This window comes from Kitasatospora sp. NPDC007106, from assembly GCF_040634455.1.
Lineage (GTDB): Bacteria > Actinomycetota > Actinomycetes > Streptomycetales > Streptomycetaceae > Kitasatospora > Kitasatospora arboriphila.
This window is the reverse complement of record NZ_JBEYFP010001459.1, coordinates 1-1,038: the sequence shown is the minus strand read 5'-3', so window position 1 is coordinate 1,038 and position 1,038 is coordinate 1. Positions and strand designations below refer to the sequence as shown.

2 pseudogenes are annotated in these 1,038 nt (G+C 71.0%); both read left to right on the top strand.

The window, feature by feature from the left end:
- Nucleotides 1-358, top strand: a pseudogene (locus tag ABZ641_RS39275) (hypothetical protein); the annotation flags it as partial.
- A gap of 229 nt (nucleotides 359-587) precedes the next feature.
- Nucleotides 588-1,038, top strand: a pseudogene (locus ABZ641_RS39270) (hypothetical protein); the annotation flags it as partial.

Genomic DNA, 1,038 nt, shown 5'->3' with positions numbered 1-1,038 from the left:
CACACGCACCGCACTGGCCGGTTTGCTCGTCGCCGGTACCGTCCTGGGCCTGCCCTCCACCGCGGAGGCCAAGGCCACCCGGTACCGGCAGGGCAGCGCGAACGACGTCAGCCGCGCCTCCTGGGCCGGCCCCGCCTACACCATGAACGGCTCCGGCGGGATCGTCGGCGCCACCATGGCCAAGGCCGTCGACGCGATCAGAGGCTGCACCGGCACCGTCGACGTCACGGTCCTCGCCGCGTCCGCCGCCTCCGGCAGCCCCGCCCCGGAGTGCGACGTGATCGCCGGCCTGCCGAACGTCAACTCCTGTACCACCTACGTCCTCACCTCGGCACAGGACGCATCCGGCTCCCAGTGAACACGGACGTGCGCAACGCCGAGTTCGGGTACTTCGCCGGCGGCAACCAGTGCGACTACGCCTGCTGGAAGGGCACCCCGCTCGAGGCCTCCGTCGAGTCCGTGGTCGCCAGAGGCGGAGGTGTCGGCGCGGCAGCGCAGGCCACCACGTCAACAGCGCGATCGTCTACGACGCCTGCACCGCCGGAACCGACTCGGCCACCGCACCGTCCGACCCGTACGACCGCAGCGTGACGTTCACGACCGGCATGTTCAGCTGGCCGAACTACGCGGGCACCGTCAACGACTCGCACTTCGTGACCCGCGACCGCATGGGCCGCACCATGGCCTTCGTCGCCCGGGCCGTCAAAGACGGCCTGACCTCCTCCGGCAAGGCCTGGGGCGTGGGAGTGGAGGAAGGAGGCTCGCTCTTCGTCGACAGGAACGGCCTCGCCACCCTCTCGGGCCGGGACGCGTACGTCGTCCTCGCCGACCACCGGCCCGAACAGGCCGTCTCCGGCAAACCGCTGACCTACTCGAACTTCAAGATCTGGCGGCTGCGCCCCGGTGACACCTACGACTTCGGGAACCGCCCCGCCTGGGGGTACTACACCCGCAGCGTGACCAACGGGGTCACCGACCCCGACCTGTACTCCGACGCGGGTGCGGCCGGCAGGGAACAGTCCCCCTGCCCGGCCGCAC